Genomic DNA, 17,759 nt, shown 5'->3' with positions numbered 1-17,759 from the left:
GCCGCGGCGGCGCAGAAGCCGAGCGGGCGGCACCGTCGACCANGCCATCAGCAGCACGCCGACCAGGGCGAGGCCCTGCGGCCAGGGGCCGTGGCCCACGTAGCCCGCCTCGGCGTGCCAGGGGCCCGTCGCGAGCAGCAGCATCCCGGCCAGCACGAATCCGGAGGCGGCGATCACCTGCACCGCCGCCCGACGGTCCGGAGAGACGTGCAGCCCGGAGACCACCCACGTCGCCAGCCCGGCGGCCGCCCACAGCGCGAGCCCCGGCCAGCCGCTCAGCACGAAGGCCACCGCGCCCACGCCCAGCCCGGCGAGCACGCCCGGCTGCCAGGCCCGGACCGGCCCGCCGTCGGCGCGCGGGCGCGAGCCCGGAACCAGCGCCAGCGCGGCGAGGATCACGAGCAGCGCCAGACCGCCGAACAACCCGATCCGGTACGGCGCATTGAGCCCGAACCGCAGGGTCACGGCACCGTCGGTGCCCTTCGGCACCACCCAGCCCTGCTGCCAGCCGTTGACGGTCACCGCGCGCAGCGGCGTCCCGTCGGGCCCGGACGCCGACCATCCGGAGTTGCGGCTCTCGGGGACGACGAGCACCTGGTCGGCGTCGGTGTCGCTGACCATCACGACCCGGCGGTCCGGGGTCCAGCTCTGGATCTTCACGCTCCCGTCCCGGGGCGCGGCCGCGTCGGGCGCGGGGGTGTCCAGGGTGACCGTGTCGACGCTGAAGGCGGGGCCCGGCGACGCGACGACCTGCGCCCGCCCCGCCGGCAGCGGCACCGGCGCGGGATCGCAGGCGACCGCGCGGACGGGCGCGCCGTCACGCAGCTCCCGCGCGCCCGCCTCGATGCGGAAGCGCAGCGTCCGGTCGCCGATCCGCAGCGTCGGGCCGGTCTCGCACGGCACCACGACCGCGCGGTCCGCGGGCGCGGGATCGGAGCCGGGGACGGGCGTCCCGTCGGGGCCGACGGCCCGCACCTCGGCCAGGCCCGGTGCCATCCTCTCCGGGAAGCCGAAGTCGTTGATGTTGAGCCGCTCGTCCCAGTCGAGCAGCGAGATGGAGATCGAATCCGTCACGGCCGGATCGACCTTCACGGTGACGGTGTCTCCCGGGGGCAGCTCGCGGACCTGCCGGCCGGTCCCCAGGTCGACGCCGATCCGCGTGGGCCGCGCGGGCGCCTCGCCACGCGGCAGTCGCAGCGTGAGACCGCCGACGACCTGCGGCGACGGCAGTCGCAGCCGCAGCACCGGCTTCGGCGAGGTGGACTGGGTGACGGACTGGGGTGCCGACCACACGGTGTTCGGATCCCCGTCGACGGCCGCCGCGGAGTTCGCCCGGCCGTCGCCCACCGCCGACTCCGCGAACGCCGACGGTGCAGCCGGATCGGCGAGCAGCGCGGACAGCGCCTGCCCCGGCCGCGCGCGCACCGTCAGCGACGTCGTCACCGCGGGAGCCCCCGGCCCGTCGACGGTCCGCCGCAGCGGCCCCGGCTCCTCCGGCCCGATCGCGATGTCGGCGCACTGGACCGGCCCGGGCTCGCCGTTCTCGCCGGGTGTCACGACGCAGCCCGAGCGGCCCATCGTGTCCTGCCCGAAGACCCAGCGCTCCGCCTGTCCGGAGGCCGGCAGCGCGACGTCGTGCCGCGCCGGGATCGCCGTGCCGGACCGCGTGTCCGCGAGCTCCGCCTCCGTGATCGCGAACTGGTTGCCCCAGCTCCGGTCTGCGGTCTCGGCGGCCGTGATCCGCACCCAGCGCGTCGGCTCGGACGGCGCGACCAGGGTGATCGGCGTGCCCGCGGTGACGGGATCGGAGTAGACGGTGCCGGCTTCCGTGGTGATGAGCAGCCGGGTGACCGCCGGTCCCAGCGCCCGGCCGACGGTGACCGTCACCGACAGGTCCGCGCGGGGCTCGGGCAGCGTGAACTGCAGCCACTGGTTGATCGCGTGGTCGAGGCCCGACGAGACCCACGCGGTGTTCTTGTCGCCGTCCACCGCGGCGGCCGTGCCCGCGCCGGGTAGCACCGTGCCGAGCTGCGTGGCGTCGGCGGCGGAACTGGACGCGGAGACCGTCGCGCCCTGCCAGGTCCCGTCGACGAGGCCCGCCGCGGGGTAGTCGGGCAGGCGGTTCAGGGTGCGCCGGGGGTCGTCGACGGTGCGGATGGCGGAGCTGTGGTCGTCGACGCGGCCGTAGTCGGTCTCGCGCCGCTTGGGCGTGTCGGTGACGGTGAGCGGACCGGCGGGCAGGCCCGCGGCCTCCGCGTCCGAGGCGAGAAGCGCCGCACCCAGCTCGCGCCGGCCCGACGCCGCGGCGTCTGCCTGCAGGCCCAGCAGCGCCTCCGGCCCGCCCGCGACGCGGGGCATCGAGGCCAGGTCGGCGACGTACGGGCCGGTGGGGGCGGCACCGTCGACCCGGTAGATCGTGATGGCGGGCAGGGGCGGCCGCAGCCCCGAGTCGACGACCACCTTCTCGACGGTCGGCGGCGCGACGTCCGGCCCGAAGCGGGCGACCTCGCTGATCCCGGGCGAGCCCTCGATCGCGGCGCGGGCCAGCGCGGGCCGGGCCGAGCGCGAGGTGCCGGGGTCGAGGTCGGCCCGCAGCACCAGGTAGGAGATGCCCTGGCGGCGCAGCGTCGCGGCGAGCCCCGCCGACGGGGTACCCGCGCTGAACAGCCGCTGCACCGAATCGAGGGCGCGGATCGCGCCGGGCGGATTGAGCGGGATCGCGTCCCGCACGGCCCACGGCGTCTCGGCGAGGGGCTGGATCGGCTCGTCGCGCGTGAGGCCCCACAGCTGCGCGCCGAAGGGCGCGCCCGGCACGACGAGGGCGCGCTCGGCGCGGGCCTGGCCGGGGGCGGTCCCGGCGGCGTGGGCGGACAGCCAGTCCGCGGCCTGCGACCAGTAGTCGGGGATCCGGTCGTAGGGGCCGCGGGGCGCGAGCTTGCCCGTCCACGCCATGCCGCCCGCGAGCGCGAGCACCACGACCACGGCGAGCGCGCCGGCCGCGAGCCGGTCGTGCTCGGGGTGCGCCAGGGCCCGCCGCACCTTCGGGAGGCCGACGGTGCCGGGCAGCGGCGCCCGGGCCAGCAGGTGCGCCACGCCCAGGACCAGCGGCAACCGCAGGAAGGGCTCGAGCTTGTAGACGTTGCGCAGCGGCGCGCCGACGCTGTCGAGGAAGACGCGCACCGGCTCGGCGAACGGGGAGCCCAGCCCGCTCGCGTAGCCCGCGCCGATTCCCGCCAGCCCGACGAGCAGCACCGTCGCCCAGACTCCGCGCTTCGGCATGCGGCGCATGGTGAGCCCGGCGATCCCGGCGCACGCGACCAGTCCGGTGACGACGACGGCGGCGGGCGACGTGGTGAGCATCGCGCCGGCGCCGCGCTCGTCGGAGATGAACGGGCTCCACGACGTGGTGCCGCGCAGCACCTCGGGCACCGACGCCCACTGCGTGGTCGCGCGAGCGGACTCGATGAACTCGAGGAAGGGCGGGCTGACGCGGCCCATGATGAGCAGCGGCACGATCCACCACGTGGTCGCTAGCGCCACGCACACCGCCCACCAGGCGCTGAAGGTCCAGAACCGTCGGGTCCCGGCGCCGACGCGCACGTGCAGCAGCCACCACAACGCGGCGACCGCGCACGCGAAGCCCGTGGCCACGGCGTTCACCGCGCCCATCAGCGCGACCGCGACCGCCGAGCGGGCGGCCAGGTTCCGCAGCGGCACGTCCGCGCCCTGCAGCAGCTGGACCAGGGGCAGCAGCACCCACGGCGCGAGCATCACCGGCGCGGTCTCGGAGCTGATGGCGCCCAGCGTCGTGAGCACCTGCGGCGCCAGCACGAACGCCACGGCTGCGACGACGCGGCTGCCGCGGGAGCCGGTGCGCAGCGCCTCCGCGAGCCGGACGATCCCCCAGAAGCCCGCGAAGAGCAGCAGCGCCCACCACAGGCGCTGCGTGATCCACGGCGGGACGTGCAGGAACTGGCCCAGCGCGAAGAAGGCGCCGTGCGGGAAGAAGTAGCCGTAGGCCTGGTTCTGCACCTGGCCGAGCGGGGACTGGCTGGACCAGACGTTGGCCGCGCGGGCGAGGAAGCCGATGGGGTTCGCCGTGAGGTCGAGCTTGGTGTCGGCGACCACCTTCCCGGGCGCGCTGAGGAAGCTCAGCGCGAGCAGGGCGACGAACGCCCACGCGCCTGCGCGGCGGGTCAGGGGTTCGTCGGAGAAGTGCGGGCTACTTGTTGGCACCCGAGTCGTCGCGCTCGCCGTAGTTCGACGAGCCCTGGAGGAAGCCCTTGTCGGGGTTCACCTTGCCGACCTCGGTGGACGGCGACGTCTGCGCGACGGCCGAGCCGCTCACCAGTGCGAGGGCCACGGCGACGACGATGCCGGCGAGCGCGGCGGTGGCGCTGGCGATGATCGAGGTGCGGTCCATGCAGGCGAGTCTACAGGTCCAACTCGGCGCAGCCCGACGGCACGATCATCACCGGCCGCTTGCAGCCGCGCAACACATGCTCCGAAACGGACGAATGCCACAGCGCCTTGATGCCGGAGATCCCGCGGCTGCCGGAGACGATGACGTCGACGTCGAAGGTGTCGGACGCCGCGATGAGCGCGGTCCACACGGTGGTGGACACCTCGATGAGTTCGCCGTGCGCGGTGAAGCCCGCGGCGGCCGCGAGATCGACGCCCTGCTCGTTGGTCTTCTTCGCCTCGGCGTGCACCACGTCGCTCTCGCGGGTGAGCGCGGTCTCGGCGGCGCCGGCCCCCGCGACCCCGGACATGGCGGACAGTCGGGCGGCCTGATGGATCGTGGACTCCCACGCGGTGACGACGATCGCCTCGGCGTCTCGGCCCTGCGCGAGGACCTTGCTGGCGTACTTGACGGCGCGCTGGGAGGACTCGGAGCCGTCGTACGCGATCAGAACCTTGACGGGGACACTCATGCGGATCACCTCGATCTTCGCGGTTGTCTGATACCTCCAGATTACGCCGATCGCCTTGGGTTGCAAGATGCAAGTGCGGGCGTGTCCGGGCGCGGCGAGGCCGGTCATGGGCTGGTTTTCGCTCGGCTGCCAGACTGCGCGCATGCGAAGAAGCCGCACCGCGTTCCGTCCCGTCGCCCTCGCCGCGGCCGTGCTCGCCGCGCTCGCGGTGACTCCCGCGACCGCGGGGGCGGCACCGTCGGGCCCGGCCTGCGGGGGCTGGCGCACGACGGTCCTGCGCTCCGGCATGGGGACGCTCGAGAACCTCGCCTTCGACGGTGCCGGCACCGTCTACCTCTCGCGGCAGAACGTGGTCACCGGGCGGGGGAAGCTGCTCGCCGGCACCGCGCCCGGCGCGCTGCGCACCGTCGTCGACCTGCCGAACCCGGGTGGGATCGTCGTCCGCGACGGCGCGGTGCACGTCACCACGGCCGACAGCGCACCGTCGGGACTGCTCGGCAGGACGGACGGCACCGTGAGCGTCGTCGACCCGGCGTCGGGCGCCGTCCGCACCGTCGCCGCGGGCCTGACCATGCCGAACGGCCTCGCGCTCCTGCCCGACGGCCGCGCCGTGACCAGCACCGTCCTCGGCGCGCGGCAGGGGATCGTCGCGACCGCCCCCGGCGGCACGCCGGTGCCCTTCGCGTTGCGCGGCGAGCCCGTCAACGGACTCTGGTTCGACGGTGCCTCCGGCCGCCTGTGGGCCTCGACGGCCACCACCGCGACCACCCGGCTCTACGCCATCGACCCCGCCCGGCCGGAGCGTCCGCGCCGTTACGAGGTGCCCGGTTTCGGGCCGGGCCACTTCGCCGACGACCTCACCGTCGGGCCCGACGGTGCCGTCTACGCCGCGCTCGACCTGCCCGGGACCGTGGTGCGGCTCGATCCGGCGACGGGCGCGCAGTGCACGATCAGCACCGGTCACCGCGGCGTGACGTCGGTGCGGTTCGGCCGCGGGCCGGGGTGGGACGGCGCCGCGATGTACGCGACCACGCTCACCGGGAAGCTGCTTCGGCTGGTCCGATAGCCGGCGCGATCTGACAGACTGACCCCGATGCAGAAGTTTCGGAACCTCACGATCCTGATGATCGCCGCGACCGGCGTGGCGGCGTGCGGCCCGTCGACCCCCGACGCCCCGCCGTCCACGACGGCCGCCGCGCAGGCCCCGTCGACGACGGCCGCTGCGGCATCCTCCGGCCCGGGTCGCCCGGCGGGCTGCGGCACGGACTTCCTCGCGAAGCTCTCGGTGCGGGAGAAGGTCGGACAGCTCCTCATGGTGGGGGTGACGGACGCCGCGGACGCCCGTCGCGCGGTGCGGCAGGGCGTGGGTGGCGTGTTCATCGGCAGCTGGACCGATGCGTCGGTGTTCTCCGGCGGCACCCTGCAGGCCGTGGCGAAGGCCGGGAAGGTGCCGGCCATGGTGTCGGTCGACGAGGAGGGCGGCCGCGTCTCCCGCGTGCCCGGCGCGAACCTCGCCTCGGCGCGCGAGCTGGCGCGCACGAAGACGGTCGCGCAGGCGCGGGCCGAGGGTGCGCGCGTCGGCAAGCTGATGAAATCGATGGGCATCACCGTCGATTTCGCGCCCGACGCCGACGTCTCCGCGCAGTCCGACGACTCGGTGATCGGCGATCGCTCCTACTCCGACGATCCCGCGGTGGTCGCGAAGTACTCGCAGGCCTTCGCGGCGGGCCTGCGCGACGGCGGCGTCTACCCGGTGTACAAGCACTTCCCGGGCCACGGCAGCTCGTCGGGCGATTCGCACCGCGGCGGCGTCAGCGTGCCGCCGCTCGGCGCGCTCAAGCAGAAGGACCTGCTCCCGTTCCGCGCGGCGGTCACGGCGGGCGATGCGGGAGTGATGGTCGGGCATCTGACGGTGCCGGGGCTCACCGAGCCCGGCCTGCCGACCAGTCTGAGCCCCGCCACGATGCGCCTGCTGCGCACCGGCGCCGGTTACGGCGCGCCGCGCTTCGACGGGCCGATCTTCACCGACGACCTATCCGGCATGAAGGCGGTCACCGACCGGTTCACGGTGCCGCAGGCGGTCGCGAAGTCGCTCGAGGCGGGTGCCGATGTGGCGCTGTGGATCTCGACCGACCAGCTCGGCGCGGCGATCGACGCGGTGGAGGCGTCCGTCACGTCCGGGAAGCTCTCGCGCAAGCAGCTCGACGATTCGGTGCTGCGGGTCGCGCGCGCGAAGCACGCCGTACGCTGCTGATACCGAACGGATTTCGCCGGAACTTACTTGCGGGTAACCTCGTGGGCTAGGATCTGACTCGAGAGTAAGGAGGACGCCGATGGCCGGTGGTACGAAGCGTTTGCCGCGCGCGGTGCGCGAGCAGCAGATGCTGGACGCCGCCATCAAGGTGTTCTCCCGCAACGGCTTCTACGAGACGTCGATGGACGCGGTGGCCCGCGAGGCGCAGATCAGCAAGCCGATGCTGTACCTGTACTACGGCTCCAAGGACGAGCTCTTCGCCGCGTGCGTGACCCGCGAGGCCGGCCGGTTCATGCGCAGCATCGAGTTCGACGCCAGCCCCACGCTGCCGCCGCTCCAGCGCCTGCGCTCGGTGATCGCCGGCTTCCTGAAGTACGTCGACGAGAACCGCGACGCGTGGCGGGTCATCTACCGGGAGGCCACCGGTCAGGCCGCCTTCGCGGCGCTCACGGAGGTCAATCGCGAGCGGGTGGTCGAGATGACCGCGGTGCTGCTCCGCGAGGCGGCCAAGTACGCGCCGGAGGACACCGACTTCGAGCTCTACGCCGTCGCCCTGGTCGGCTCCGGCGAGGCGATCGCGGACCGCCTGGCCACCGGCAAGGTCGAGCTCGACCGCGCCGTCGAGATCATGACCTCGTTCCTCTGGGGCGGCATCCGCGGCGAACGCCCGGAGTAGTCCCTTCGACGGTGCCCGGCCCGCGCGCGGGTGCGGGGCGAGGCGGTGGGCGTGTCCGTTCCGACGAGCCATGCGTCGGACGCATGCCCCCTGTAGCCGCAGGTCAGGTGCGTTTCGGGGCGCTCGAGTCATGCGCGAGACGCATGGCTCCCATGCTTTCACATCCTCGGCTGCGCCCTCTCCTCGTGCATCATCCGGTCGACCCAATCGGTCATCGCCGCTCGGACCACCTCCGGCCGGTCGATGTGCACGTTGTGGCCGGCGCGGTCGGCGATCACCACCGCCATCCGGGCGTAGTGCGCGATCAGCCGCAACTGGTCCTCGTAGCCGACCACCGCGTCCTGCCGCGCCGTGACCAGCAGCGACGGTGCTGTCATCGGAGCCGCGAGCAGCGATTCCGGCTCCACCGACAGGCTGAAGTCGGCCCAGATCCGCTCGGCCGCCACGCGGTCGTGCGCGCGGATGCCGGGCAGGGCGGAACTGCGGTAGCGCTCCCAGTTCTCCGCGGTCAGGTCCACGGCCATGTCCTCGTAGGCGGCACGGTCGTCGGGCGAGAGGTACGCGAGCAGTTCTGCATCGACGTCGAAACGGGTCGGCGCGGGCCGAGACCGCTCGGGAAGCGGAACGACGGACGGCACTAGAAGGCACAGGCCGAGGATCCGGTCGGGCCGCGAACACGCGAGGTGACGCGCGAGGGCTCCGCCCAGGGAATTGCCCACTACGGCGAACGGTGCGTCGCCGAGCCGGTCGTCGACGTAGCGCTCGACCGCCCGCGCGAGCGCGTCGACACCGTCGATCTCGGGGCCGGCGGGGCTGGCGCCGAAGCCCGGCAGGTCGATGTAGTGCCGCCGCCACCGGCGACCCGACTGGGCGAAGGCGGCGTCGAGGGGGAGGAGGAGTCGGTGATCCACGGTGAAGCCGTGGATCAGCAGGACGGGGGTGCCGTTCAGGTCGCCGAGGACGACGTCTCGGATCTTCGTGGTTCTCATGCGGTGAGCCTCGGACATTCGCACTAGCGTCAAGGTCAAGACGGAGAGGAGATCGGGGTGCGGATCGGCGAATTCGCGGCGCTCACGGGGATCAGCGAGCGCAGCTTGCGGCACTTCGAGGACGTCGGGCTTCTGGTCCCGGATCGGGCCGCGAACGGCTACCGGGACTATTCGCGCGATCTGATCGGAAGGGCCGGGGACGTAAGGGATCTCGTCTCGGCGGGGATACCCACGCGCCTCGTCGCGGACCTCCTTGACGCGGCGTCCGACGCGGGCGGAGTGGACGCCGTGCATCTCGCTCCCGGCGCGCGGCGGGCGGTCGAGGCCGAGTGGGAACGCATGTGCCGATGCGTCGAGTGCATCGCGGCCCGGCGGGACGCGCTGCGCGCGTACCTGGATGGGGACGGTGCTCGCCGCTGAGCGGCGAGTTATGCGTGCGGCGCATCGCTCGAGTGGTCGAAAATCATGCTTGACCTGCGATGACGGGGGTATGCGTGGTACGCATCGCTCTTCTGAACGACTACTGCTCTCGTTCCGGCCCCGCCCCGCGCGCCCGACCCCGAAAACGGCGATGCCCGCCGCGGCCGAGGCCGGGCGGGCACCGTCGGAGAGCAGGGCTTACAGCGGCGTGACGGTGGCCGTCACGTGCGGGTAGCCCTTCTTGAGGTCCTTGGCGACGATCTCGGTGCCGCCGGTGGCCTCGTCGCGCGTCACGTACAGGCCGATGCGGGCCGGCAGGATCACCGGCTTGCCGAAGCGCACGTGGTGCACCACCGCGTCGGGGATGTGGCCTTCGACGACGCGCAGCATCGCCGCGGCCGTCCACGCGCCGTGCGCGATCGAGGACGGGAAGCCGAACGCCTTGCCGCCGATCGGCGACATGTGGATCGGGTTCCGGTCACCGCTGACGCCGGCGTACCGGCGGATGAGCCCGCCGTCGGCCGAGAGCAGCGCGTCGGGGGCGCCGGGGCGGCCCTCCTTGGGCGCCGGGCCCGAGGGCTCGCCGGACAGCGACGTCCGCTGCTGGATCAGCATCGTCGACACCTCGGACGCGACCGAAGCGCCGGACGCATCGGTGAACTCCGTCGTGAAGTCGATCAGCATGCCCTTGCGGTGCTCGCGCAGGTCGCCCACCGAGGTGCGGAGCGTGAGCTTCTCGCCCGGCTCCACCCGGCGACGCCGCGTGATCGTGTTCTCCACGTGCACCGACCCCACCGCCGCGGCGGGGAAGTCGTCCGCGAGGAACAGGTCCATGATCAGCGGGAACGAGAGCACGTAGAGGTACATCACGGGTACCTCGCCGGTGTTCTTCAGCCCGACGACCTCGCAGTACTCGCCGACCCGCGCGGGATCCACGTCGACGGTGAGCTCGACGGTGCGGTCCGGCAGCGGGGTCTCCGGCTTGAGCGGCCCCTGCTTGCCGATCACGGGCAGGATGCCGCGCAACCCGCGCGTGAGCACCGACAGGCTCGACGGCGGCGCCTGCAGGACGGTGGTCTTGGTGGCCATGATCAGGCCCCCAGCAGGCTCTGACCGCAGACGCGCACGACGTTGCCGGTCACGGCGGCCGAGGACGGCGCGGCGAAGTAGGCGATGGTCTCGGCGACGTCGACGGTCTGGCCGCCCTGCTGCAGCGAGTTCATGAGCCGGCCGGCCTGGCGGGTGGCCAGCGGGATCGCGGCGGTCATGGCGGTCTCGATGAAGCCGGGCGCCACGGCGTTGATGGTGATGTTCTTCTTCGCCAGGACCGGGGTGTAGGCGTCGACGATGCCGATGACGCCGGCCTTGGTCGCGCCGTAGTTGGTCTGGCCGCGGTTGCCCGCGATGCCGGCGATCGACGAGACGTCGACGACGGCGCCGCCCTCGTTGAGCGCGTCGGCGGCGAGCAGGTCGTCGACCAGCTGCTTCGGGGCCTTGAGGTTCACGGCCATGACCGAGTTCCACTTGCCCTCGTCCATGTTGGCGAGCAGCTTGTCGCGGGTGATGCCGGCGTTGTTGACCACGATGTCGAGGCCGCTGTGGCGCGACTTCACCAGTTCGGCGATCTTCGCGCCGGCGTCGGGCGCGGTCACGTCGAGCGGCAGCGCGGTGCCGCCGACCTTGTTCGCGACCTCGGACAGGGCCTCGCCGGCGGCGGGGATGTCGGCGGCGATGACGTGGGCACCGTCGCGCGAGAGGACCTCGGCGATGGTGGCGCCGATGCCGCGGGCGGCGCCGGTGACCAGCGCGACCTTGCCGGCGAGCGGCTTGTCCCAGTCGGCGGGCGCGGCGGCGTCCTTGTCGGTGATGCGGATGACCTGCGCGTCGACGTACGCCGACTTGCCCGAGAGGAGGAAGCGCAGCGTCGAGGCCAGGCCCGAGGCGCCGGTCGCGGCGTCCGGGTGCACGTAGACGAGCTGGGCGGTGGCGCCGTCGCGGAGCTCCTTGGCCACCGAGCGGGTGAAGCCCTCCAGGGCGCGCTGCACGATGTGCTCGTCGAGGTCCTCGATCAGCTCCGGGGTGGTGCCGAGCACCACGAGCCGGGCGCTGTTGCCCAGCGAGCGGATCTGCGGACCGAAGAACTCGTACAGGCCCTTGAGGTCGTCGATGCTGGTGATACCGGTGGCGTCGAAGACCGCGCCGCCCAGCTTCTCGGCGCCGCGGGCGCCGCCGTTGTTGACGACGAGGTCGTAGTCCGCGAGCAGCTCGCGTACGGGCTCGACGAGGCGGCCCTTGCCGCCGAGGAGGACGGGGCCGGCGAGCGCGGGCTTGCCGGCCTGGTAGCGGCGGAGGACCGGCGGCTGCGGCAGTCCGAGCCGGCTGGCCAGGAAGGAGCCGGGGCCCGACTTCACGAAGGCCGCGTAGAAGTCCGTGCTGGGTGCATCAGGCATGTGGGGTACCTCATCCGTGTGGGGTTCCGATAGGCTATCGACAAGCAACTTACTCCAGAGTAAGAATACTCGGTAGTAGCAACCCTCGATTCCAGGGAGAAACCCGTGGCAAACATCGAAACCCGCCCGGTCGCCATCCTCGGTGGCAACCGCATCCCGTTCGCCCGCTCGGATCGCGCCTACGCCAAGGCGAGCAACCAGGACATGTTCACCGCTGCGCTCAATGGTCTCGTGAGCCGCTTCAACCTGCAGGGCGAGCAGTTGGGCGCCGTCGTCGGCGGTGCGGTGCTCAAGCACAGCCGCGACTTCAACCTGATCCGCGAGTCGGTGCTCGGCAGCCCGCTGAGCCCGTACACCCCGGCGTTCGACGTGCAGCAGGCCTGCGCCACCGGCCTGCAGGCGATCAACGCCGCGGCCCAGGGCATCCAGCTCGGCCGTTACGAGGCGGCCATCGGCGGCGGCGTCGACACCACCTCCGACGCCCCGATCGGCGTCTCCGAGGGCATGCGCAAGGTGATGCTCGAGCTCAACCGCGCGTCGAGCACCGTCGACCGGCTCAAGCTGGTCGGCAAGCTCCCGGGCAACCTGGGCATCGACATCCCGCGCAACGGCGAGCCGCGCACCGGCATGTCGATGGGCGAGCACGCCGCCATCACGTCCAAGGAGTTCGGCGTCTCGCGCGCCGAGCAGGACGAGCTGGCCTACCTGAGCCACACGAACATGGCGGCGGCCTACGACCGCGGCTTCTTCGAGGACCTGATCACGCCGTACCTCGGCCTCACCCGCGACGACAACCTGCGCCCGGGCAGCACCGTCGAGAAGCTCGCGACGCTCAAGCCCGTCTTCGGCGTCTCGCTGGGCGACGCGACCATGACGGCCGGAAACTCGACGCCGCTCACCGACGGCGCGTCGACGGTGCTGCTGTCCTCCGACGAGTGGGCGGCCGAGCGCGGCCTGCCCGTGCTCGCCTACCTCAAGGACGTCGAATACTCGGCCGTGGACTACGTCGGCGGCAAGGACGGCCTGCTCATGGCGCCCACCTACGCGGTGCCGAAGCTGCTGGCGCGCAACGGCCTCACGCTGCAGGACTTCGACTTCTACGAGATCCACGAGGCCTTCGCCTCCGTGGTGCTGGCGACGCTGCAGGCCTGGGAGTCGGCCGAGTACTGCAAGGACCGCCTCGGCCTCGACAAGCCTCTCGGCTCGATCGACCGCAGCAAGCTCAACGTCAACGGTTCGTCGCTCGCGGCCGGCCACCCGTTCGCCGCGACCGGCGGCCGCATCGTGGCCTCGGCCGCGAAGCAGATCAAGGAGAACGGCGGCGGTCGTGCGCTGATCTCGATCTGCGCCGCCGGCGGCCAGGGCATCACCGCCATCATCGAGGGCTGATCCTCGCGGGGCTCGCGCCCCGAGGACCGATGCAGCCGGCCCCGGCCGCCTAAGCTGGTGTCATGACCGCGACGGACGATCTGATCGAGAGGATCCTGCGCGACTACGACACCATCACGGTGGTCGGGGCCAGCGTCGATCCGGCGAAAGCGGCGCACGACGTGCCCGCCTACATGCAGCACCGGGGCTGGCGCATCATTCCGGTCAACCCGCATGCCGACGAGATCCTCGGCGAGCCGGTGTACCGCACCCTGGCCGACGTGCCGGAACAGGTCGGCCTGGTCGACGTCTTCCGGCCCGCGGAGTTCACCCCCGACATCGCCCGGCAGGCCGTCGCGGCCGGGGCGACGGCGCTGTGGCTGCAGCTGGGGATCCGCTCGGCGGAGGCGCGCGAGATCGCCGAGGCCGCCGGACTGCTCTACGTCGAGGACCGCTGCCTCATCATCGAGCAGCGCCGCACCCGGATCTCCAGGAGGAGCGCATGAGTTTCGGCATCGTGGTCGTCGCCGTGGTCGCGGTGGTGGCAGTGCTCATGTTGATCGGCGTCGTGTGGTTCCTCCGCGACTCCAACAAGCGGATCAAGGACTTCGCGAACTCCGGCGACCTCATCCCCGGACGGCCCGGTCGCGCGCCCGCCGAATGGGCGAACGCCACCTCCACCGAGGCCCTGCTGCACCAGCGCACCCGCTACGCCATCGCCGATGTGCACCGCGGCGCCTTCGCGCCCGCCGTGCCACCGCCCGCGGACTCCGCGATCAAGGGCCCCGAATCCGACCTCGCCGCCCTCGACGACGCCGTCTTCGCACTCGACGACGCCATCATCGCCGCCGCGCAGCTGTCCGGCGAGGAGCGCACGAAGGCGCTGGGCGAGCTCGATCCCAAGGTCGCGGCCCTGGAGGCCCTGACCGGCAAGCTGTGGGACGCCCCCTCCGCCCAGCGCCGCCCGCTCATCGATGCGACGACCGCGACCCTCCTCCGCTGAGCCCGCCCGCTGAGCCCACTCGCTGTGCTGACCCGCTGGAAGCGGTCGCTTGGGGGATCGTCGTTCGGAACAGCAATGCGTGCCACGCATACCCCTGAATATGCAGGTAGACGCTGTCTTTCGACGTCGCGGCCATGCGTTTCTCGCATACCCCCGGGGACCCGGCGACCCGCTCGCCCCACGGCATTGCTGCCCGGCGGGCTACACGCACGATCCGCTTCGCCAGGCGGCGTGACGGCGCACGTCTTCTCGTCCTGGCGGCCGGGGCGACATATATCGTCGCGCCGGGCCGCTGGATGAGAGTTTCGGATCCGCCCCGCGTGGCATACGTCAGGCCACCGTGTGGGGCGGCGTGTGGTGGGGCGCGGTCGCCCCCAGCGTCGAAGTCGACCGGGGTATGCGCGCGGCGCATGGCTACGACAGCAGAAAATGCCCCTGAACTGCGAAGTTGCTAGCCATGCGCGGTACGCATGGCTCTCGTGAAGCAACACAGTGCCGACGCCCAACCCCACGGCGCAGGGCACGTATACGGCACGACCGCACAGCGGCCCCGCCCATCACTCCCGGCGTACGCGGACTGCGGGCCGTCGTGACACCGCGGCGCGGAACCGCTCGACGCCCCGGTGCAGCGCCCACGACAGCACGACGGTGATCGCGGCGGTCACCACGGCGATCGGCCAGGTGGAGCCGGTGAACAGCGACCACCCGAACAGGTCGAGCACCACGACCTCCATGACCATCACGTGGATCAGGAAGAACTCGTAGCTGATGGTGCCGAGCCATACCATCGGCCGTGAGCCCAGCACGCGCGACGGCCCCGTCGCGAACGCGGCCACGAGCAGGCCGCCGATCAGCGCCTCCAGGAGGAACTTCGTCACGCCCTGCGCCGGCGTGGGTAGCCGCAGGTCGATCGGCCCGGCGAGCGGCGTCAGCAGCACGCCGTAGGCCACCGCCGCCGCGAGCAGCAGGGGCCACCGCGGCAGTCGCACGCGGTCGACGAGCAGCGCCACCGCCATGCCCGCGGCGAACGCGGCTGCGAACCCGGGCGGCCACGACCGCGCCGTCTTGCCGAAGACCTCGGTCGCGGTGACCAGCACCAGCCAGCCCACCGACGCCGCGACCATCGCCGCCGGGACGATCCAGGCCCGGCGTGCGCGCAGCAGCCACAGGCCCAGCAGGGGCAGCGCCAGGTAGAAGGCGACCTCGACGCACATGCTCCACATCTGGGTCAGCCCCGTGTGCACCGCGCCCACGCCGTAGATCTGGGTGAACGTCAGGTGCCGCAGGTACGGGATCCAGCCGTGCCCGTGCGCGGAGAGGTCGGGCCGCCACACGTAGATCGCGTACACGACGGTGACCACCGTCCAGTACGCGGGCAGGATCCGCCAGGCCCGCGCGACGAAGTACCGCCGCACGTCTGGCGCGCCCGCCGAGTCCGCCCAGGGGCCCGTCCCCGCACTCGCCCCCGCCCCGGGCCGGGCCCGCACCCACGGCCGCACCAGCAGGAACCCGGACAGGGCGAAGAACACCGGCACGGCGGTCTCGAGGCGCGCATAGGCGGCGCCCACGGCATCGGGGGTGAAGTCGCCGCCCCAGAACGCCGCGTGCGTGACGCACACCCCGAACGCCGCCACCGCCCGTAGGCCGGTGAGCGCGGGGACGTGCGCCGAGCGGGGAGCGGAATCGATGACGACTCAGATCTTGATCGCGGGGATGAGCCGGTCGAGGTTCCACAGCCGGTTCCGTCTCGCGGACAGGCACGACAGTGTGATCGAGGCGGCCCAGATGAACAGCAGCACCCCGATCGCGATCCACAGCCGCTCGTCGATGCCGCCCAGGATCAGCTGCCGCAGACCGTTGACGCCGTACGTCATCGGGTCGTACTTGTGCAGCACCTGGAAGGGTCTGGCGGTGGTCTCCACCGGATACATGCCGCCGGAACTGACCAACTGCAGCATCAGCAGCGCCATGATCAGCACGCGGCCCACCGCGGGCCCGACGAAGGCGTTCACGGCCTGGGTGAAAGCGATGAAGGACAGCGACACCCCCATCATGAAGAAGATCATCGCCACCGGGTGCGCCACTTCGAGCCCGAGCCCGAACCGCACGACGCAGTACAGGATCACGGCCTGGAACAGGCCGATCGCCGCGGCGGGCAGGTAGCTGGCCATCACGACGCGGATCGCCAGGACCTCGGCGGCGATGGCGCGGTTCTGCAGGGGCCGGAAGACCATCCACAGCACCAGCGCACCGAAGAACAGCGCCAGCGTGAGGAAGAACGGCGCCATGCCCGTGCCGAAGTTCGGGGCGCGGTTCTCGTGCTGCGCGTCCAACTGGACGGGGCCGCCGATGGTCTGCGCGACCTGCGAGGTCTGTTCCTGCGACCACTTGGGCACGGCGCCGGCGCCCTCGCGCAGCTTGGTGGACAGCTCCTGGCTGCCGTCGCGCAGCTGCACCGTTCCGGACGAGAGCCGGGTGGCACCGTCGGAGAGCTGGGTGATGCCGTCGTCGAGCGTGGCGTTACCGGCGGCGAGCTGTTGTGCGCCCGACCGCAGCTCGGTGAGCTTGGCGGTGAGATCGCCGCCGGTCGCCCCGACCTGGGTGAGCAGGGTCTGGAGCGGACTGCCGGGCGTGCGGAGCTGCTCGGTGAGCGTCGCGGCGGCCGACGAAGCCGCTACGACCTGGTTCTTCGCCGCAGCCGGCACGGAGGCCTGCGCCAGCTGCGCCCGGACGGCGCGCAGCCCCTCGGCGGCCTGCCGCGCCGCCGGATCGGGGCTGGCGGTGAGCTGCTTGATCGCGGCGTCGATGCCAGCGAGGGCGGTGTCCTGGGTCTTGATGAAGACGCCCGCCTTGTCGGCGGCGTCCGCGAGCGCCGCGGCGCTCTGCTGGATCTGCGCGGTGTTCCCGCCCAGCCCCGACAGTGCTTTCGTCACGGCGAGAAGGGGATCGGTGGCCTGGGTGATGCCGTCCGAGAGCTTCTGCGAGCCGGCGCGGAGCTGCGCCGAGCCGGTCTTCGCGGTCCCGAGTCCCGAGGCGAGTTGGGCGGCACCGTCGTTCGCGGTCACCAGGCCGTCGTGCAGTTTCCCGGCCCCGTCGGCGGCCTGCTCGATCCCCGAGCCGGCGGTGATCATCATCGACAGCACCTGGTTGACGGCCTGCCCCGAGATCCGGGTGGAGACCGCATTGAGGACCTGCGACATCGCCGTCTGGCCGATGGTGGAGCTGATGTAGTTGTTGGCGTCGTTGTAGACGGCCCGCAGCTGCGCCTTCTCCGGCTTACCCGACATGGGGGAGGCGATCGCGGCGGAGAAGTTCTCCGGCAGCTCCAGCATGAAGTAGTAGGTGCCGTCCTTGACACCCTGCTGCGCCTCGGCGGGGGAGACGATGTTCCAGTCGAGGCTCTTGTCGTCGGCGAGGGACTTCTCGACCTCGGCGCCCGCGTTGATCTTCTGGCCCTTGACCTCGGTGCCCTTGTCGGCGTTGACGAGCGCGACCGGCATCTTGTCGACGTTGCCGAACGGGTCCCAGAAGGCCCACAGGTACAGCGCGCCGTAGACGAGCGGCAGCAGCATCAGCACGACGATGGCGGCGCGGGTGAGGCGGCTGCGGCCGAAGCGCTTGATCTCGGAGCCGAAGGCGAGGCCGGCGGCGATGGGGACGAGGCT

At 72.3% G+C, this 17,759-nt stretch carries 14 protein-coding genes and 2 pseudogenes; 7 read left to right on the top strand and 9 right to left on the bottom strand.

What is annotated here, in order from left to right; genetic code table 11:
• Positions 1-43: 43 nt before the first annotated feature.
• From ACNAYW_RS24725 to ACNAYW_RS21880, 4 genes and pseudogenes are all read right to left on the bottom strand, one after another.
• Positions 44-1,578, bottom strand: a pseudogene (locus ACNAYW_RS24725) (hypothetical protein); the annotation flags it as partial.
• 480 nt (positions 1,579-2,058) lie between these two features.
• Positions 2,059-4,236 (bottom strand): annotated as a pseudogene (locus tag ACNAYW_RS21890) (DUF3367 domain-containing protein); the annotation flags it as partial.
• On the bottom strand, positions 4,223-4,423 hold the full coding sequence (locus ACNAYW_RS21885; protein WP_415851743.1) for a DUF2613 family protein: 201 nt from the start codon (positions 4,421-4,423) through the stop codon (positions 4,223-4,225). The gene ACNAYW_RS21885 and the pseudogene ACNAYW_RS21890, both read right to left, overlap by 14 nt.
• A 10-nt stretch (positions 4,424-4,433) precedes the next feature.
• The gene (locus ACNAYW_RS21880; RefSeq protein ID WP_415851742.1) at positions 4,434-4,934 is read right to left on the bottom strand and encodes a universal stress protein; all 501 of its coding nucleotides are present in this window, start codon (positions 4,932-4,934) and stop codon (positions 4,434-4,436) included.
• Positions 4,935-5,076: 142 nt separating this feature from the next.
• Between ACNAYW_RS21880 and ACNAYW_RS21875 the strand changes: the two genes are divergently transcribed.
• From ACNAYW_RS21875 to ACNAYW_RS21865, 3 genes are all read left to right on the top strand, one after another.
• Complete coding sequence (locus ACNAYW_RS21875; RefSeq protein ID WP_415851741.1) at positions 5,077-6,000, top strand: SMP-30/gluconolactonase/LRE family protein; 924 nt, start codon at positions 5,077-5,079, stop codon at positions 5,998-6,000.
• A 27-nt stretch (positions 6,001-6,027) separates the two neighbouring features.
• Positions 6,028-7,188 carry a glycoside hydrolase family 3 N-terminal domain-containing protein gene (locus ACNAYW_RS21870; RefSeq protein ID WP_415851740.1) on the top strand — a complete coding sequence of 387 codons (1,161 nt, stop codon included), beginning with the start codon at positions 6,028-6,030 and terminating at the stop codon, positions 7,186-7,188.
• Positions 7,189-7,267: 79 nt separating this feature from the next.
• The gene (locus ACNAYW_RS21865) at positions 7,268-7,864 is read left to right on the top strand and encodes a TetR/AcrR family transcriptional regulator (RefSeq protein ID WP_224647710.1); all 597 of its coding nucleotides are present in this window, start codon (positions 7,268-7,270) and stop codon (positions 7,862-7,864) included.
• Positions 7,865-8,022: 158 nt separating this feature from the next.
• Here ACNAYW_RS21865 and ACNAYW_RS21860 read toward each other — a convergent pair whose 3' ends face one another.
• Positions 8,023-8,853: an alpha/beta fold hydrolase gene (locus ACNAYW_RS21860; RefSeq protein ID WP_415851739.1), complete on the bottom strand. Its 831-nt coding sequence runs from the start codon at positions 8,851-8,853 to the stop codon at positions 8,023-8,025.
• A gap of 57 nt (positions 8,854-8,910) precedes the next feature.
• On the opposite strand from ACNAYW_RS21860, the gene ACNAYW_RS21855 reads away from it, so the two are divergent.
• A complete protein-coding gene (locus ACNAYW_RS21855; RefSeq protein ID WP_415851738.1) occupies positions 8,911-9,273 on the top strand; it encodes a MerR family transcriptional regulator in 363 nt (120 codons plus the stop codon).
• Between the two features lie 198 nt (positions 9,274-9,471).
• On the opposite strand, the gene ACNAYW_RS21850 is transcribed toward ACNAYW_RS21855, so the two are convergent.
• Entirely contained in the window at positions 9,472-10,362 is an 891-nt protein-coding gene (locus ACNAYW_RS21850; RefSeq protein WP_415851737.1) for a MaoC/PaaZ C-terminal domain-containing protein, read from the bottom strand.
• A 2-nt stretch (positions 10,363-10,364) separates the two neighbouring features.
• Positions 10,365-11,723 (bottom strand): 3-oxoacyl-ACP reductase, encoded by a 1,359-nt coding sequence (locus ACNAYW_RS21845; RefSeq protein ID WP_415851736.1) that lies wholly within the window; start codon positions 11,721-11,723, stop codon positions 10,365-10,367.
• Between the two features lie 105 nt (positions 11,724-11,828).
• Here ACNAYW_RS21845 and ACNAYW_RS21840 point away from each other — a divergent pair, with 105 nt between their 5' ends.
• The 3 genes from ACNAYW_RS21840 to ACNAYW_RS21830 all read left to right on the top strand — a co-directional run bounded on the left by ACNAYW_RS21840 (position 11,829) and on the right by ACNAYW_RS21830 (position 14,094).
• Positions 11,829-13,112 carry an acetyl-CoA C-acetyltransferase gene (locus ACNAYW_RS21840; protein ID WP_415851735.1) on the top strand — a complete coding sequence of 428 codons (1,284 nt, stop codon included), beginning with the start codon at positions 11,829-11,831 and terminating at the stop codon, positions 13,110-13,112.
• A gap of 62 nt (positions 13,113-13,174) precedes the next feature.
• The gene (locus ACNAYW_RS21835; RefSeq protein ID WP_415677992.1) at positions 13,175-13,597 is read left to right on the top strand and encodes a CoA-binding protein; all 423 of its coding nucleotides are present in this window, start codon (positions 13,175-13,177) and stop codon (positions 13,595-13,597) included.
• The gene (locus ACNAYW_RS21830; RefSeq protein ID WP_415851734.1) at positions 13,594-14,094 is read left to right on the top strand and encodes a hypothetical protein; all 501 of its coding nucleotides are present in this window, start codon (positions 13,594-13,596) and stop codon (positions 14,092-14,094) included. Before ACNAYW_RS21835 ends, ACNAYW_RS21830 begins: the two co-directional genes overlap by 4 nt.
• A 557-nt stretch (positions 14,095-14,651) precedes the next feature.
• Here ACNAYW_RS21830 and ACNAYW_RS21825 read toward each other — a convergent pair.
• Positions 14,652-15,782: an acyltransferase family protein gene (locus ACNAYW_RS21825; protein WP_415851745.1), complete on the bottom strand. Its 1,131-nt coding sequence runs from the start codon at positions 15,780-15,782 to the stop codon at positions 14,652-14,654.
• Positions 15,783-15,788: 6 nt separating this feature from the next.
• Positions 15,789-17,747: a YhgE/Pip family protein gene (locus tag ACNAYW_RS21820; RefSeq protein WP_415851744.1), complete on the bottom strand. Its 1,959-nt coding sequence runs from the start codon at positions 17,745-17,747 to the stop codon at positions 15,789-15,791.
• Positions 17,748-17,759: the final 12 nt, after the last annotated feature.

The sequence above is a fragment of the Tsukamurella ocularis genome (assembly GCF_965138335.1).
Lineage (GTDB): Bacteria > Actinomycetota > Actinomycetes > Mycobacteriales > Mycobacteriaceae > Tsukamurella > Tsukamurella ocularis_A.
Note: the sequence above shows the minus strand (reverse complement) of the source record. Positions and strands in the feature narration are given on the sequence as shown.